Source organism: Hephaestia caeni (assembly GCF_003550065.1).
Lineage (GTDB): Bacteria > Pseudomonadota > Alphaproteobacteria > Sphingomonadales > Sphingomonadaceae > Sphingomonas > Sphingomonas caeni_A.
Window position 1 is genome coordinate 58,388 of record NZ_QXDC01000002.1, and the last position, 16,223, is coordinate 74,610.

The window sequence follows — 16,223 nt, forward strand, 5'->3', positions numbered from 1 at the left end:
AACCCGGGGTGTCGCAGCAGGGGGAGAGAACGGATGAGGATGTTCGGAACGAGTGCGCGGCGCAGCGCGCTTTTGGCGCTGCTTCCCGTCGCGGGGTTTCCGTGCGGCGCGGTGTCGTCGCCCGCGGTCGCGCAAGCTGCGAATGAAACCGTGCCGCTCGCCCGGGGCGGCGCGGTTCTGAACGGCGACGGCAAGCAAACGGGCATCCGCAACGCCGATCGCCATATCCCCGCGGCGGTGAAGGCCGCGCGCCGGGCACGCAAGGATGTCCGCACGACGGCGCTCTGGGCGTTCGACGAATCCGTGGGGCTGTATCCGAGCCATCCGCTCGACGATTCGAGCCCGAACGATCTGGTGATGGCGCTCGGGCAGGCTGCCACGATCAAGTCCGGCAAGTTCGGTAACGCGCTGTTCCTGACGCCGCAGCCGAGGTTCACCGTTCCCAAGGGGACGGCGGAGCAGGCGAGCTTCGGTCTCGTGGAACTGCCCCCGGCCCCGGGGCGCACCGTGCCGCCGCTCACCTGGTTCAACGCGCAGTTCGCGACCCTGATCACCGACGGCGAGGATCATCTGCGCAAGGAGGTCGGCTTCACCAACCCGACCGATACCGACCTCAATCTGGGCGATTACGACTGGACCGTCGAATTCTGGTACACCCGCGCGGGCCAGCCCTTGAGCGAAGACGGCGTCGTGTTCGAGATCGGCACCGGTCCGCGCGGCGAGAACGACAAGATCACGCAATTGCGGCTCGCCGCCGACGGCAGCCGCTTCGTTCTGGTGAACCAGCCGACGGGCCTCAACCTCGACATTCCAACCGATCGGGCGGCGACGTCCGACGGCTGGCACCATTACGCCTTCGTCTATCATGCCGCGACCGATCAACTCGTCCACTTCGTCGACGGCAAGGCGCAGCGCCTGCCGAACGCCGCACCGATCGAGGAGCTTCCACGCGGCGACGAAGCCTATTTCACGATCGGCAAGAATGCGCGCTGGCAATCCGGGCTGAAGGGCGCGCTCGATGAAGTGCGCTTTTCGGCGGGCGCGCGCTACCAGGGCGATTTCACGCCGCCCGCGAGCCTTGTCGAGCCGCGTCCCGTGATCAAGCGGGCACAGGGGCCTCATCCGCTGTTCGCGGATGTGAAGCCGGGCGCTCCGCTCGATTTCGGCGCGCGCAAATATCTCTTCATCGACGGCAAGATCCTCGAAGGGCTCGGCGATGCGAAGCTCGTCGTGAACCCGCCCCGGCGCGCCGAGCGGGTGATGGGCGATATCAAGGGGCCGTTCCGCAAGCATCTGACCGTCGAGGAGGATGATGACGGCGTCATCCGCATCTACAATTCGGTCGAGGACGATTATCTGGCGGTCTACACGTCGAAAGACGGCATTCACTTCACTGCGCCGGATGTCGGCAACGGCGTCTATTCCGGCCGTCGCAACATCGTCATTCCCGATGCAGTGGGAGGGATGGGCAATCCCTTCATCGACCGCGAGGCGCCGCCGCAGGAACGCTGGAAATATTTCTCCGGCACCGATCGGCGCGGCATCTATCTGTGGACCTCGCCCGACGGCTATCATTGGAAGCGCGAACGGACGGCGTCGGTGCCGTTCCGCGCCGGCTCGCAAACCGCCACCTTCTACGACGATCAGCGCCAGACCTTTGTGAGCTATCACCGCTCCGATGCGCTTCGCCTTCGCAGTTCGGTGCTCACGCAGCAAAAGGATCTCGGGGTGCCGATCCACTACACCCCGCTGACCCAGCAGGATTATTTCAAGCTGGCGAAGCGCTATAAAATGGACGGGCTGATGCCCTGGTTCCTCGACAACGGCCCGCTCACGCCGGGCGGGTTCGGCTTGGAGTTGCCGCACGCGTTCGATCCCGAGCCGATGGATCCCATCGGTGTGGATTTCTACCTCACCAAGGCGACCAAATATCGCTGGGCGCCGGATACCTATCTCGCGTTCCCGGTGGCGTATTTTCAGTACGATGTCGGCCCTCCCGCCCGGCAGGCGCTGGGTTCGAAAGAAGAAGGCCGCGGTTCCGGCCCTCTCGAGACGCAGATTTCGGTCAGCCGAAACGGCCTCGATTGGACGCGATCCCCCCGGCCGGCTTACGTCGGTATCGGCCTTCACGAAGGGCGCGACGTCAAGACCGCCTATATCGCCCACGGCATGGTTCGCCGCGGCGACGAGATCTGGCAATATTATTTCGGCGAAACGCAATATCACTCGGCGATCAAGCGGACGGAGGACGAGCGCGGCGTCTACCGGCTGGTGCAGCGGCTCGACGGTTTCGTGTCGCTCGACAGCCCTTACGATCATGAAATCGAAGTGACGACCAAGCCGCTCGTGTTCGACGGCGACCGGCTGAAGCTCAACATCGACACCGACGCCACCGGCTATGCGCAGGTCGGGTTCGTGGATGCGAGCGGCCGCCCGATCCCGGGGTTCGGCGTGGATGATTGCATTTACATCAACGGCGATTTCATCAGCGAAGACGTCAAATGGCTGAACAAGGGCGTCGATGTATCGGCGCTTGCGGGCAAGGAAGTCAGGCTCGTCTTCCGCCTGCGTGGTTCAAAACTGTACTCGATGGAATTTGCCCGGAGCGCCGACGCTTCGGCCGGCAATTGAGGGGACGGATCGTGAAGACTTTGAGAACCGCCATGCGCGTCGGCCGGACGATGCTGATCGTTGCCGGGGTTTCGGGCGGGGCCGTCGCCGCCGCGGCGCAAGACGGCCCGCGGACCGTCGCCGTCGATCTGACGGCGTATAAGAACGTCGTCTACGTATCGGCGGCGAACGGATCGGACGCCGCCGCGCGCGGCACGAAGCAGGCGCCCTGGGCGACCGTGAGCGCGGCGCTCGCGGCGCTTGCCAAAACCGCTCAACCGACCGCGGTTCTCGTCGCCGAGGGAAGCTATCCCACAGAAAATCTTCAACTGCCCGCCGGCATCGATCTGTACGGCGGTTTCGACGCCGCCGACTGGAGCCGCGATATCTGGGCGCATCGCACGACGCTTGCCGGCAAGGGCAGCGGCCGCGTGCTCGTGGCGGCCGACCACGCGACGCTCGACGGCTTCGAGGTTCGCGGCGGCGTCGTTCGTGGCACGGGGGGCGGCGTTCGGATCGACGGCACGTCTCCCGTCATCTCGAACAACATCTTCACCGCCAACAAAACGCTGGGGCCGCAGAACTGGAAGCCGAAATACTGGCACGAGACGGCGAACGACGGCGGCGCGCTCTATTGCACCAACGGCGGCGCCCCGATCGTCGCGAACAACCTCTTCGTCGGCAACCAGACCGAGAACGGCCGAGGCGCGGCGATCGCGTTCAACCATCGCTGCAAGGGCAAGATCGCCGACAACGTCATTCTCGACAACGTGGCCGGCCTCGACGATCCGATGCGCAGCAGCGACGGCGGCGGCATATCGATCTTCGACTGGTCGGCGCCGATCGTCGAGGGCAATGTCGTCCTCAACAACAAGGCGCTCGCGAAGAATGATGCCGGGGGCATCTTCGTCGCCTTGTGGTCATCGCCGCAGGTGCGCGACAATCTGATCGTCGGCAACGAGGCGGGGGACGATGCGGGCGGGCTGTTTGTCGGTGGACAGGAGCATCGTTACGGCGCGCCGCTCGATCCGATGCCCCCCGCGAGCGATTATTTCGTCAACGTGATCGGCAACCGGCTGTTCGGCAACAGCAATTCCTCGCGCAATTCGGGCGCGACGCGGATCACGATGGAGACGCGCGGGCTGATCGAAGGCAATGTCGCCGCCTATAATTCGGGCTTCTACCTCCAGCGCACCGAGACGAAGGTGGTCAACAACACCATCCTCGAGAACCTCATCCTGATCGAGAGCAAGGATTATCTGAAACCCAGCATCTTCGACAACAACATCGTCTGGGGCTCGATCGAATACGATACCAAGGCGCGCGTGACGAATTCGCTGTTCCGCGACGGATTCAAGGGTAACGAAACGGGCGAGCCCAGCTTTATCGACGACGAGCGCCATATCGCCCCGCTCGGCGTCACCTATGCCACGGACAGCTATCAGACGAGGATGTTGCTTGCCGATCCGATCGACCCGGCTGATCTCGAAGGCCGCGCGGTGTTCGGCGACGGCAAATGGGCAGTCATCAAGAACGCCACCGCGAACAGCCTGACGCTGTGGGGCGACATGCGCGGCGTCCGCAACCTGACGGTCGTGTCGCAATACCGCCAGACCGCGGATTCGAAGGGTGCCGGGAAGGGGGCGGACGCCGTAAAAAAAAAGACCCTAGCTGGGCTCCCCACCGGATAAACAAGGCGATCGAGCTGCTCGAGCGCGGGCAGCCGATCTATTATGCCGATGCCTATGGCGGCTATGACGAAGGGGTGCGCCTGGGCGGCACCTGGGCCGATTATATCACCTACAATATGGAGCACGCGCCGCTCGATTTCGCGCTGCTTCACGAGTTCATGCGCGGGCTGGTCGATGCGGGGCCGACCAGGAGCGGGCACCGCACCCCGGCGGTGATCGTGGTGCTGCCGATGCTCGGAACCAGCCCACAGGCGGTCGAGGCGAATAGCTGGATGATCGAGCAGGCGCTGGCGCAGGGCGTGCATGGCCTCCACCTCGCCCGCGCACAGGACCCCGAAGCCGTGGAACGCTATGTGCGCGCGGCGCGCTATCCGTTTCACAAGCAGGGCACGAACAGTGTCGGCGAAGGCCTGCGCGGATGGGGAAGCCAGAAATTCGCCGCCTGGGTGTGGGGGGTGAGTCCGCGGGAATATCTGGAGCGAGCGGACGTCTGGCCGCTCAATCCCAAGGGCGAGATCATGCTCGGGGTGAAGATCGAGGATCGCGTCGCGCTCGCCAATGCGCCCAGGACGCTCGCCGTGCCGGGGATCGCCTTCGCCGAGCACGGGCCGCGAGACATGGGGTTGTCCTACGGCCACCTCGAGGGCCGCGCCGATCCGCCCGTGCCGCCCGAGGTCAATGCGGCAGGCGACAAGGTGCTCGCGCTCACCAGGAAGAACGGGATATTCTTCCTCGACAACGTGCTGCCGGACAATGTCGCGGCGCAGCTCGATCGTGGCGTGATGATCGGCGCGGGGCGGCGTGAGGATTCGGCCGAGGCCGGCCGCGATCATACCCATCGCAAGATGCCGTGGTGACGGGAATACCCGGCACTCGCGGATGACCGCGTCTGGAGATGTCATGAAAATCACCGAGATCGTCGAGCAAACCGTTTCGATCGGCTCGCCGATCCGCAACGCCGTGATCGATTTTTCCGCGATGACCGTTTCGGCCGTCGCCGTCAGGACCGACCATGTCGTCGAGGGGCGGCCGCTGGTGGGCTATGGGTTCAGTTCGAACGGCCGATACGCGCAGGGCGGCATTCTGCGCGAGCGGATCATTCCGCGGCTCCTCGCTGCCGATCCCGACGCCTTGGTCGATGCGTCGGGCGTCCTCGATCCCTTCAAATGCTGGGACACGATGGTGCGCAACGAGAAGCCCGGCGGCCACGGCGAGCGATCGGTGGCCGTGGGGACTATCGACATGGCGTTGTGGGATCTCGCCGCGAAAGCCGAAGGCGTGCCGCTCTATCGGCTGCTTGCCGATCGGTATCGCGGCGTCGTCGCGGACCCCGCTGTCGAGGTCTATGCCGCGGGCGGCTATTATTATCCGGGCGAGCAGGAAACGAAGCTTCAGGACGAGCTGAAAAGCTATCTCGACATGGGTTTCACCGCCGTGAAGATGAAGATCGGCGGCGCCCCGCTCAAGGACGATCTCCGGCGGATCGAGGCCGCGCTTGCGGTTACGGGTGGCGGTGACGCATTGGCCGTCGATGCCAATGCCCGCTTCGATGTCGCGACTGCGCTCGCTTACGCGCGGGCGATGCGGCCTTATGGGCTGCGATGGTATGAGGAGCCGGTCGAGGTACTGGATTTCGCGGGACTGGCCGAGGTCGCGGCGGCGGCGTCGATGCCGATTGCGACCGGCGAGAATATCTTCTCGATGGTCGATTCGCGCAATCTCGTGCGGTACGGCGGCCTCGATCCGGCGCAGGATTACCTGCAAATGGACCCCGCGTTGAGCTATGGCCTTGTCGAGTATCTGCGCACGCTCGACATGCTGGCGTCGCACGGCTGGTCGGCGCGGCGGTGCGTGCCGCACGGCGGGCATCAGTTCGGGCTTCATCTCGCCGCCGGCCTGGGCCTGATGGGTAACGAGGCCTATCCGAAGGTATTCGAGCCCTTCGGCCGGTTCGCCCCCGACATGACGTTGGCGAACGGCAAGGTCACGCTGACCGACCACCCCGGCATCGGGTATGAGGCGATCGATGAAATTTATCGTATCTTGTCAACGGAAACGTTGTCATAGAACGGCTTGGCATCATTGACGCCGATCATCGCGACGCATCACTCGAAACGGAACCATTGAAGACCATGACCAGCCTGCGCAAGGTGGCCGATTACGCCAAGGTTTCGATTTCCACTGTGTCGCGGGTGATCAACAACGTGCCGCTCGTCGATCCCAAGACCCGCCAACGGGTGGAGGCGGCGATCCGCGAACTCAATTACGTGCCCAACAGAGTGGCGCAGCGGCTGCGCAGTTCGGCGCGCAAGGGCCTGATCGGCCTGGTGCTGCCCGATATCCAGAATCCGTTCTACGTCGACGTGATCCGCGGGGTGGAGGCTTATGCCTACCAGCATAATTTCGCCGTGATGATCGGTAATTTCGGGCAGAACGAAACGCGCCAGAAGCTGTATCTCGATATCTTCAAGTCGGAGGCGGTCGACGGCCTTATCGTCGCGCCGTCGCAGGGCGAGAACCGGCATATCCTCGATGCCATCGCGGAAGGGTTCAGCGTCGTCTGCATCGATCGCGGCCTTGGTGACGTCGACGTCGATGTGGTGAAGGTGAACAACCGCAAGGGCGCTTTCACCGCGACCGAATATCTGATCGAGCTGGGGCACCGCCGGATCGCACATATCGCGGGGCTGTCGCATATTCCGACGACCACCGAGCGAGTCGGCGGGTACAAGGCGGCGATGGAAAAGCACGGCGTCGATGTGATCGATGAACTGGTCCGCTATTCCAAATCCGATTACGAAAGCGGCGCGGCGATCATGCAGGAACTGTTGGACCTTGCCGAACGCCCGACCGCGGTTTTCGCCGCGAACAATCTGCTGACTCTCGGCGCTCTCAAGACGATTTATGATAACGATCTCATTGTGCCGGATGATATTTCCATCATCGGTTTCGACGATATGTACTGGTCAGTGTCGCTCAATCCGCCGCTTACGGCGGTTCAGCAGTCGGGTTACGATATCGGGAACAAGGCCACCGAACTTCTGATCCAGCGAGTCGGGGCGGCGGCCCGGCACAGCACGAATGTCATTTTCGAAACCACGCTGGTCAAGCGGAAGTCTTGCAAGAAACTGACAAGAAACTAAAATATCTGAAATTGGCGAACCGGTCCGCACGTGAGCGGTGCCTGCGATTCGCCCTGCCGCGGCCACGTCGCAAACACTCTTGACCCCCAATGAAAACGTTGCCATTAAAGCATCACTAGATCGAGCAACGGCAGGATTTTCGCTCATCCACCACGGAACATGCGTGCGGTGGAGCGGGGAAGTCTGTGTCAAAATGCCAGGAGGGGAGGGGGAATGGGACACGGTTTCAAAGCGATGATGGGCGCCACCATCTGCGGTGCAGCGTTCAACCTTGCCATCGTCAGCGCGGCGTATGCGCAATCGGCAGGGAGCATCACCGGCACCGTTTCCAGCGAAGGGGGCGGCAACGTGCTGCCCGGAGCGGTCGTCACGCTGGAGGGCACCGAATATCGCGCCGTCACGGGCCGCGACGGCAGCTATCGCCTGGCGGACATCGCGCCGGGAACGTACACGCTGACCGTTTCCTATGTCGGTTTCGCTGATTACCGCGACACCGTCACGATCGGCGACAACGGTGCGATCGCCAAGAAGATCGCCCTCCGGGCCGAGGCGAGCGACATCGCGTCGGGGCGCGCCGACATGGGCGAGATCCTGGTGCAGGGTTATCGGTTCGGCACGACCAAGTCGTTGAACGAACAGAAGGAAGCCGCAAATATCAAGAACGTCATCTCCGAGGAGATGATCTCGAGCTTCCCCGATCTCAATACCGCCAACGTGCTGTCGCGCGTACCGGGTGTTTCGAGCGACGGGCGTTTCGTCTCCATCCGCGGCACCGCGCCGCAGATGACCGAGGTCACCATCAACGGCGAGCAGGTCGCCTTCTCGAACTCCTCCGATCGGTCGGTGGAACTCAACGTGGTTTCCGCAGCGCAGCTTTCGGGGATCGAGGTCACCAAGGTCGTCACGCCCGACATGGATGCGACGGCGGTCGGCGGCGCGATCAACCTGAAGACGCGCGGTGCGTTCGACTATAACGGGCGCCGGATCGTCGTCGATGCGGGCGCCGGCCGAAATTCGATCGCGGACGGCACCGATCTGCGTGCTTCGGGCTTCTTCTCCGACGTGATCGGTGCCGATGACAGCATCGGGCTGGCACTCGGCGCCAACTTCGCGCGCACCAATACCGAGCAGCATATCATGGAGGCGCGGTGGGAAGAAAATGAGGACGTGAACGGCAATACGTTGCCTTACGCCTTCAGAGAGGCGACCGCGACCTATTCCAAGAATGTCCGCGATTGGTACGGAGTCAACGGTCGCATAGATTTCAGACCCAGCCCCACCACCAGCCTGTACGCGTCCGGCGTCTATAACGTTCGCTATGACGACCAGGATCGCCAGAATCTTCGGCATCGGTTCGATCGCGGGGACTATCTGTCGGCCGATGCGGTGGAAGGCGCGCGCGCCATCATGGGGCTGCACGACCGGATGGAGCGGCAGTTGATCACCTCCTACATGCTCGGCGGCGAGCAATATATCGGCGATTCGACGATCGAATTCTCGCTGTCGCACAGCAAGGCCTATACGAAGAAGAGCAACGGCCAGCTCAAGCCCGAATTCGAGGCGCGAGGGCTCGATTACGCGTTCAGCGATCTGGACACCCGCCATCCGCACTGGACGATCACCAACGGCGTCGACCTGACCGATGGCGACATCTACAAATTCGACACGCTGGACCTCCGTTACGAGAACACGACCAGCAAGATCGATACCGCGCGGCTCGATTTCACCAAGCCGATCACGTTCGGCAGCGATACCGGCAGCATCAAGATCGGCGCCAAGTACAGTCGGCAACACAAGGTCCGCGCGGATATCCGCAACCAATACCATTGGGCGGGCGACGACGATCTGACGCTGACGCCCTTCATCGCGTCGCGCGACGAATATCACCTGAAGAACGGTTACAGCGTCGGCCCGACGACCGATCGCGACGCCTTCCGCAAATTCTGGGAAGACAATCTATCGAGCTTCGAACTCACTCAGCGCGCCGAGGTCAGCCTCGGTGAGCCGTATGACGCGAAGGAGACCATCTCGAGCGTCTATGCGATGACGACTCAGGAATATGGCGACCTGCTCGTCCTGGCCGGGGTGCGGGCCGAGTTCCGCAAGCTCGACTATAGTGCGACCAACCTGATTTTGGAGACCAACCAGGATACCGGCACCGATGGCGTCGTCATCCTCAACGAATTGGTTAACTCCAAGCGCAAATATCATCATTTCTTTCCCAATCTTCAATTCCGCTATCGGATTGGTGAAAGCACGAATATTCGCGCGGCCTATTCGAAGGGGCTCGCCTTGCCGAACTTCTTCGATGCGACTCCCTATTCGACAACGTCCGTCGAAATCGAGGACGGTGAGATCGACGGGGCGATCGTGCGGGGTAACCCAGGGCTCAATCCGGCTGTCTCGCACAACTTCGATCTGCTCGGCGAACATTTCTTCAAGCGGCTCGGGCTTTTGTCTGCCGGGATCTTTTACAAGAAGATCGAGAACTTCACCTATCTCTCCAGATATGACCAGCCCGACGGCCCGTATGCCGGCCTGGAAGTGCAGCAATATGCCAACGGGGCGAGTGCCGAACTCGTCGGCGCCGAAATCGCCTGGCAGCAGCAATTCACCTTCCTTCCCGGATTGCTCTCCGGTTTCGGGATCTATGCCAATTACACCTATACCGATGCCTTCAACGTCAATCTGGCACCGGACAGCGAGCGCACGTCGCTCGGAGCATTGCCCCAACAGAAGAAGCATGTCGGCAATCTGGCGCTCACCTATGAGCGGGGCGCGATCCTCTCGAAGCTTGCGCTCAACTACACCGGAAAATCGATCGATGAAGTTGGCGCCAACGAAGAGGAAGATTTCTGGGACGATAAACTCGTTACGGTCGACTTTTCGTTCACGTACAAGTTCCGCAATCATCTCGATTTGTACGTGCAGGGCAACAATCTGACCAATGCCATAAAGTACGCCTATTTCGGTCGGCCGACCCGATCGGACGAATATTCGCTGACGGGCCGCACCATCACGATCGGCGCGCGGTACACATTCTGATCATGGGAAGCGGGAACACGGGATTGGGCGGCAGGGCGCGTGCGCCTGCCGAAGCGGTGGGTGCTGCGCCCCACGATATCCAGCCGGCAGTGATTGGGGTTCGCGTTGATGCGTAACGATTATGTCCTTGGTATTTCGATGGGCGATCCGGCGGGGATCGGCCCCGAGGTGACGGTGAAGGCGCTTGCCGATCCCGCCATGCTCGGTCGCTGCCACCCGATCGTGGTCGGCGACGCCAACGTCGTGCGGGACGTGATCGGCTTTACCGGGGTGGCGCTCGACATAAACGCGATCACCGCCGTCGATCAGGCGACGTTCGCGCCGGGTATCATCAATGTCTACGATCTCGCGAATGTGGACATGGCCCGGTTTCGCCTCGGCCAGGTCGATGCGATGTGCGGCCAGGCGGGGTTCGACTATGTCGCGAAGGTGATCGAACTCGCCATGAACGGCGAGGTCGACGCTACCGTCACCGGCCCGATCAACAAGGAGGCGATGCATCTCGCCGGCCACCGGTTCGGCGGCCATACCGAGATTTACGCGACCCATACCGGCAGCGAGCAATATGCGATGCTGCTGGTCGAGGAGAACCTCCGGGTGGTCCATGTCTCCACCCATGTCTCGCTGCGCCAAGCGTGCGATCTCGTCAAGCAAGAGAGGGTGTTCGCTGCCATCGAACTGATCGACGGCGCGTGCAGGCAACTCGGCATCGCGGAGCCTCGCATCGGCGTCGCGGGGCTCAATCCCCACGCCAGCGATAACGGCCTTTTCGGCGACGAGGAACGGCAGGAAATCCTGCCCGCGATCCTCCGCGCGCGCGCCGACGGCTATCGCGTCGACGGCCCCGTGCCCGCCGACACGCTGTTCCCGAAGGCGATCGGCGGCGTCTATGACGGCGTGGTCGCGATGTACCACGATCAGGGGCACATCCCCTTCAAGGTCGTGGGATTCGATTGGGATCGCGGCGTCGAGGCGATGAAGAGCGTACGCGGCGTGAACATCACGCTCGGGCTGCCGATCATCCGCACCTCGGTGGATCATGGCACCGCGATGGAGATTGCGGGGCGCAACATCGCCAGCGCCGACGCGATGGATCTGGCGATCGATTATGCCGTCAGATTGTGCCGGTCGGCCGCGGCCGGGAACTGACGGTCATGCTTGCAGTCATCACAGACGATTTCACAGGCGCTGCCGAAATCGCCGGAATCGTCCTGGCGAAGGGCTTCACCGCGGCGATCGAAACCCGCACGGTGCATGCCACCACCTCCGACGTCCTCGTAATCGCGACCAATATGCGCTCGATCGGGCGCACCGATGCCAGCAAGGAATCGGCGCGCCTGACGGCCGGCCTGATGGCCTTGCAGCCCAGGATGATCTTCAAGAAGGTCGATTCGGTGCTGCGCGGCCATATCGGGCCCGAACTCGGTTCGATGATGGAGGCTCAGGGCAAGTCGCGCGCGCTTCTGGTGCCTGCCAATCCATCACTGGGGCGGACGATCGAGGACGGCATCTATTTCGTGTCGGGAACGCCGATCGCCGAAAGCGGCTTCGCCGCCGACAATGCCGTGGCGACCGGCAGTTCTCGCGTGGTCGATATCCTGCAAGAGCGCGGCTATCCCGACCTCGCCTGCTTCGACATCGATGACTATGGCGGCGCCGGCGACGGCATCGCGATCGGCAATACCCGCACGCCCGCCGACGTTGCGGCGTGGGCGGAAAAGGTAACCGATGATGTGGTGCCCGCCGGTGCCGCCGACTTCTTTTCGGCGCTGCTCGATCGTCTGCGGCCATCGGCGGGGGCGCCGAGCGGCGCGCCGATATCGTTCAAGGCGGCAAAATCGCTGTATGTCTGTGGAAGCCGGTTTCCGGCGAGTGGGCAAGCGGTGCGCACGGCGGCGGCAAACGGCCATTGTGTCGCCTATGTGCCCGATGCCATCTATTTCGACCGCGACTTCGACCCGGATCTGATCGAAGCCTGGGCGGAAGATGTCGTCCGCGCGTTCGAGCGCTACGACGACGTCATCCTGTTCGCTCCCCAATCGACGCGTGGCGTGGGTTTCGCAGGCTCGGACGTCACGCGCGTCCTCGCCCGCTGCGTCGCCCGCGTTTTCGACCGCGCGGCCCCTGACGAACTCATGATCGAGGGCGGGGCGACGGCACAGGCCGTCATGGAAGCGCTGAACATCGAAACCCTTCTTCCTGTTCAGGCGCTATCGGCCGGGGTAACCCGGATGCGGGTCGCGGGGCGCGACGGGCTTCACGTCACCATGAAGCCCGGCAGCTATTCATGGCCGAGTGTCATCTGGAAGTTCGACGAGAAAAGGCTGTGAAGATGCGCGTCCCCGATTGCGCTGTCGTCGTCCCTAACGCCGCCGATGCTGGCGTGCGCTGCGGCGAGGGCGCCGGACCACAAAGGAGAGGAACCATGCGATCTGCGGTGAAAAAGTGTCTGGTGGCGCTGGGATTGACGACAGCGCTTGCTGGCCCGACCCAGGCGAATGCTCAGGCGCGCGCGCCCGAACCGGCGCGCCCCAATGTCGTCTTCATCCTTGCCGATGATCTGGGTTGGAATCAGGTGGGGTTCGATGGCTCCACCTATTACGAGACGCCCAATATCGATTCGATCGCGAAAGACGGCATGCGCTTCGCCAATGCCTACGCGGCCGCATCGGTGTGCTCGCCGACCCGCTCGAGCATCATGACCGGAAAGAGCCCCGCGCGAACGCACATCACCGATTATATTCCGGGTAGCCCCTATCCCTATGCCCTGCTGAAGACGCCGTACAAGGTGCCCGCGCTGCCTGTGCAGGAATTCACAATTGCCGAACTGATGAAGACGAAGGGCTATGCCACGGGCCTGTTCGGCAAATGGCATCTCAGTGAGGACAAGATCTACGATCCGGTCCGTCCCGGCGACCCCGGCAGCCAGGGATTCGACGAAGTGCTGACGACCGTGAAGCCGGAACCCGATGCGGATCCGCTGAAGGACGCGCATCACACGCTCGAGATCACGGAGCGCTCGCTCCAGTTCATCGATCGGCACAAGAACGAGCCCTTCTTCCTCTATGTCGCCTATCATGCGGTGCACCGGCCGATCATGGAGCGGCCCGAACTGATCGCGAAATACGCCGCGAAGCCGCATTCGAACGATCCGATCAACAATCCCGTCATGGGCGCGATGATCGAGACGATGGACAAGGGCATCGGTCGCCTGCTCGCCCGGCTGAAGCAGGACGGCCTCGACGACAATACGATGGTGATCTTCTATTCCGACAATGGCGGGCTCGAACAATTGCAGTCCCAATATCCTTACCGGGGCGGCAAGGCGACGGTCTGGCAGGGCGGCCTTCGCGTTCCGCTCGCCGTCCGATGGCCGGGCAAGGTGGCGCCGGGATCGGTGGCGAGGGATCTCGTAACGTCCGACGATTTCTTTCCCACCTTCGCGGGCATGATCGGGGCGAAGCGGCTGCCGAAGGATATCGATGGCATGTCGATGATTCCGACGCTGACCGGCACGGGATCGAACGGGCGCGACACGCTCTATTTTCACTATCCGCACTATCACCATCTCGGCTTCAAGCCGGGGGGTGCCATTATCCGCGGCAAGTACAAGCTGATCGAATGGTTTGAAGGGTCGATCGGGGAATCCGGCAAGCCATACACGCTGTACGACATGGATGCGGACGTGGACGAATCGGACGACCTCAGCGCCGAAAAGCCCGAGATCGTCGCTGAGATGGCCGCCGCGCTGAAGAACTGGCGCAAGAAGGTGGGGGCCGGGGAAATGACGCCCAACCCGAATTTCGACATCAAGCGGGTCGACTGGCGTTTCGCGGATTCCAAGGGAGACGATTCGAAATAGTGGGAATGCCGCCGCAACGTCTTCGTCGCCCGATGGCGCCAATCGTCATTGATACGTTCAGCCGCTGTTCGAAGGTGGACCGCAAAGCATGACCAACAAGGAACGCTATATCGGTGTCGTCGTGCCGATGATTACGCCGTTGACCGCCGACGGCGACCTGGATGCCGCCGCGACGCGCCGTATCGTTGAAGCGAGCGTCTCGGCGCGGTGCGCGCCCTTCGTCGCCGGCACGACCGGGGAATCCGCGTCGTTGTCGGACGCGCAGAAGGCCGCGCTGGTCCGTGAAGCCGTCGATCAGGCCGCGGGTCGGCAACTGGTCTATGCCGGCATTGCCGACAACCGCCTGGCCTCGGCGATCGACAAGGCGCGGGAATATCAGGCGCTGGGCGCCGACGCCGTGGTTGCGCACCTGCCGTGTTATTACGCGATCGACGAAGACCAGATGAAACGCTGGTATCTGGCGCTTGCCGAGCGATCGCCGCTGCCTGTCATCCTTTACAACATTCCGGTCACCACCGGGCTGTCGATGCCGCTTGCGCTGGTGGATGAACTCAGCCGCCACGAGAATATCGTCGGCTTCAAGGATTCGGAACGCGGCGATGAACGGCTGGATGAGGCGCTGGCGCTTTGGCGGGAGCGTGAGGATTTTACCTTTCACCTCGGCTGGGCGGCCAAATCCGCGCACGGGCTCAAAAACGGGCTGGACGGCATCGTGCCGAGCAGTGCCAATCTGGTGCCCGCGCTGTACCGCGCCCTCTATGATGCGGCCAAGCGAGGCGATGTCGCCGAGGCCGATCGGCTGCAATCCGTCACCGACGACATCAGCCGTTATTATCAGGAAGGGCGCATCCTCAGCCGGGCGATTCCCGTCTTCAAGGCAATGATGGCGGCGGCGGGTTTGTGCGGCCCCGACGTGGCGCCGCCGATGCAGCCCCTTGCCGACGACGAACTTGCGCGCGTCGCTGAGGAGGTGCGTGTCCGCTTCGGCGCCTATCTGGGCTGACGGCGGCCGGAGGCGCGCGCGTGGCTGGCATGCTTTGCGGGGATCGGCCCGGTCCCAGGGCTGCTGCGGGCGACTCGTTCTTTGCTTCGCGCGGTGCTGAGCGGCGTGGCAAAATGGTGGTCGGCAACTGGAAGATGCACGGCTCGTCGGCCGCGCTTGTCGAGCTTGATGGCATTGCCGAAGCGGCACGGCATGCGCGGGTGGATGTGGCGGTTTGTCTTCCCGCGACGCTGCTTATGGCGGCGGCGCAGCGCGCCCGCGACCCGATCATCGGCGCGCAGGACTGCCACGCGCACGCGAGCGGCAGCCATACGGGCGATGTTTCCGCGGCAATGATCGCGGACGCCGGCGCGCGGCTGACGATCATCGGCCATAGCGAACGCCGGCGGGACCACGGTGAAACCGACGCGATCGTCAACGCCAAGCTCGATACTGCGATCGCCCACGGCCTGGGTGTCATCCTCTGCGTCGGTGAATCGGAAGCGCAGCGCCGCGAGGGCGATCCGGCGGCGTTCGTGTGCCGCCAGGTGGCAGCGTCGCTCCCGGCGCAGGCGAGGGCCGATCGTCTCATGATCGCATACGAACCCCTCTGGGCGATCGGCTCCGGCCGATCAGCCTCCGGTGAGCAAATCGCAACGATCCATACCGACATTCGACGCGCGGTTCAGGATCGGCTGGGCGACCAAGGCGCCGATGTTCCGATCCTGTACGGCGGCTCGGTGACCGGAGACAATGCCGATGCAATCCTGGGTCTGGAGACGGTGGACGGCGTTCTCGTCGGCGGCGCAAGCCTGACCGCCGAACGACTCGCGCCCATCATCGCCGCCGCCGCGCGCCATAGCCTGTCTCGGTTACGCTGAAACGGAGGC

At 63.1% G+C, this 16,223-nt stretch carries 11 protein-coding genes; all 11 read left to right on the top strand.

Features of this window, described 5'->3' with window-relative positions:
• The first annotated feature begins 33 nt into the window (after positions 1–33).
• The 11 genes from DFR49_RS00255 (at position 34) to tpiA (ending at position 16,214) form a co-directional block, all read left to right on the top strand.
• Positions 34–2,631 (top strand): LamG domain-containing protein, encoded by a 2,598-nt coding sequence (locus DFR49_RS00255; RefSeq protein ID WP_119034068.1) that lies wholly within the window; start codon positions 34–36, stop codon positions 2,629–2,631.
• 11 nt (positions 2,632–2,642) lie between these two features.
• The gene (locus DFR49_RS22080; protein ID WP_211325775.1) at positions 2,643–4,301 is read left to right on the top strand and encodes a right-handed parallel beta-helix repeat-containing protein; all 1,659 of its coding nucleotides are present in this window, start codon (positions 2,643–2,645) and stop codon (positions 4,299–4,301) included.
• A gap of 74 nt (positions 4,302–4,375) precedes the next feature.
• Positions 4,376–5,158, top strand: a complete 783-nt coding sequence (locus tag DFR49_RS00265) for an aldolase/citrate lyase family protein (RefSeq protein WP_211325776.1) — start codon at positions 4,376–4,378, stop codon at positions 5,156–5,158.
• A gap of 43 nt (positions 5,159–5,201) precedes the next feature.
• The gene (locus DFR49_RS00270) at positions 5,202–6,368 is read left to right on the top strand and encodes an enolase C-terminal domain-like protein (RefSeq protein WP_119034070.1); all 1,167 of its coding nucleotides are present in this window, start codon (positions 5,202–5,204) and stop codon (positions 6,366–6,368) included.
• A 65-nt stretch (positions 6,369–6,433) separates the two neighbouring features.
• Entirely contained in the window at positions 6,434–7,444 is a 1,011-nt protein-coding gene (locus DFR49_RS00275) for a LacI family DNA-binding transcriptional regulator (RefSeq protein ID WP_119034071.1), read from the top strand.
• A 213-nt stretch (positions 7,445–7,657) separates the two neighbouring features.
• The gene (locus DFR49_RS00280) at positions 7,658–10,489 is read left to right on the top strand and encodes a TonB-dependent receptor (RefSeq protein ID WP_170150874.1); all 2,832 of its coding nucleotides are present in this window, start codon (positions 7,658–7,660) and stop codon (positions 10,487–10,489) included.
• Between the two features lie 108 nt (positions 10,490–10,597).
• Positions 10,598–11,638: a 4-hydroxythreonine-4-phosphate dehydrogenase PdxA gene (pdxA, locus tag DFR49_RS00285; RefSeq protein WP_119035184.1), complete on the top strand. Its 1,041-nt coding sequence runs from the start codon at positions 10,598–10,600 to the stop codon at positions 11,636–11,638.
• 5 nt (positions 11,639–11,643) lie between these two features.
• Positions 11,644–12,819 carry a four-carbon acid sugar kinase family protein gene (locus DFR49_RS00290; protein WP_147373601.1) on the top strand — a complete coding sequence of 392 codons (1,176 nt, stop codon included), beginning with the start codon at positions 11,644–11,646 and terminating at the stop codon, positions 12,817–12,819.
• Positions 12,820–12,914: 95 nt separating this feature from the next.
• Positions 12,915–14,351, top strand: a complete 1,437-nt coding sequence (locus DFR49_RS00295) for a sulfatase (protein ID WP_170150875.1) — start codon at positions 12,915–12,917, stop codon at positions 14,349–14,351.
• Positions 14,352–14,439: 88 nt separating this feature from the next.
• Entirely contained in the window at positions 14,440–15,354 is a 915-nt protein-coding gene (locus tag DFR49_RS00300) for a dihydrodipicolinate synthase family protein (protein ID WP_119034075.1), read from the top strand.
• A 113-nt stretch (positions 15,355–15,467) separates the two neighbouring features.
• A complete protein-coding gene (tpiA, locus tag DFR49_RS00305; protein ID WP_245968303.1) occupies positions 15,468–16,214 on the top strand; it encodes a triose-phosphate isomerase in 747 nt (248 codons plus the stop codon).
• Positions 16,215–16,223: the final 9 nt, after the last annotated feature.

Coding starts and splice junctions, on each gene's coding strand:
- DFR49_RS00275 (WP_119034071.1), top strand. CDS start 6,434: ATGACCAGCCTGCGCAAGGTGGCCGATTACGCCAAGGTTTCGATTTCC.
- DFR49_RS00270 (WP_119034070.1), top strand. CDS start 5,202: ATGAAAATCACCGAGATCGTCGAGCAAACCGTTTCGATCGGCTCGCCG.
- DFR49_RS00290 (WP_147373601.1), top strand. CDS start 11,644: ATGCTTGCAGTCATCACAGACGATTTCACAGGCGCTGCCGAAATCGCC.
- tpiA (WP_245968303.1), top strand. CDS start 15,468: ATGGTGGTCGGCAACTGGAAGATGCACGGCTCGTCGGCCGCGCTTGTC.
- DFR49_RS00295 (WP_170150875.1), top strand. CDS start 12,915: ATGCGATCTGCGGTGAAAAAGTGTCTGGTGGCGCTGGGATTGACGACA.
- pdxA (WP_119035184.1), top strand. CDS start 10,598: ATGCGTAACGATTATGTCCTTGGTATTTCGATGGGCGATCCGGCGGGG.
- DFR49_RS00280 (WP_170150874.1), top strand. CDS start 7,658: ATGGGACACGGTTTCAAAGCGATGATGGGCGCCACCATCTGCGGTGCA.
- DFR49_RS00300 (WP_119034075.1), top strand. CDS start 14,440: ATGACCAACAAGGAACGCTATATCGGTGTCGTCGTGCCGATGATTACG.
- DFR49_RS00255 (WP_119034068.1), top strand. CDS start 34: ATGAGGATGTTCGGAACGAGTGCGCGGCGCAGCGCGCTTTTGGCGCTG.